1 pseudogene is annotated in these 531 nt (G+C 63.8%); it reads right to left on the reverse strand.

The features are described from left to right. Window positions 1-531 (reverse strand): annotated as a pseudogene (locus EOA28_RS37990) (indolepyruvate ferredoxin oxidoreductase family protein); the annotation flags it as partial.

Below are 531 nucleotides of genomic sequence, written 5' to 3' on the forward strand. Positions count from 1 at the left end.
TCCTGGCCGAGCATGTCGATCTCGTGGCGGATGTTCAAGCCGCCCGGCGGCATGTCGAATTCGGGAATGACGATGCCCAGACGCTCGATCGAGGCGTCGACCGAGGCCGTCGATTCGATATTGTCCTTGACGCATTTGATCGCCGCCCAGGTGCCGGCGAAGCGCGACATGGCAAAGCCGTAAAGGCCGTAGTCGATGATCTCCTGCACGCCGGCCGGATTGAGGATCGGCACCATGGTGTCGACGAAGAGGAATTCGGTGGCATGCGCGTTGGTCGAGGATTCGGCCATGTGGTCGTCGCCCATCAGGGCAAGCACGCCGCCATGCTTGGAGGAGCCGGCAAGATTGGCGTGGCGGAAGACGTCGCCGGACCGGTCGACCCCCGGGCCCTTGCCGTACCAGACCGAAAAAACGCCATCATGCGTGCCCTCGCCCAGCAATTCGGTCTGCTGCGAGCCCCAGCAGGCGGTGGCGGCGAGTTCCTCGTTGAGGCCCGGCTGAAAGACGATGTCGGCTTGCGCAAGCTGCTTC

The sequence above is a fragment of the Mesorhizobium sp. M2A.F.Ca.ET.067.02.1.1 genome (assembly GCF_004023285.1).
Taxonomy (GTDB): domain Bacteria; phylum Pseudomonadota; class Alphaproteobacteria; order Rhizobiales; family Rhizobiaceae; genus Mesorhizobium.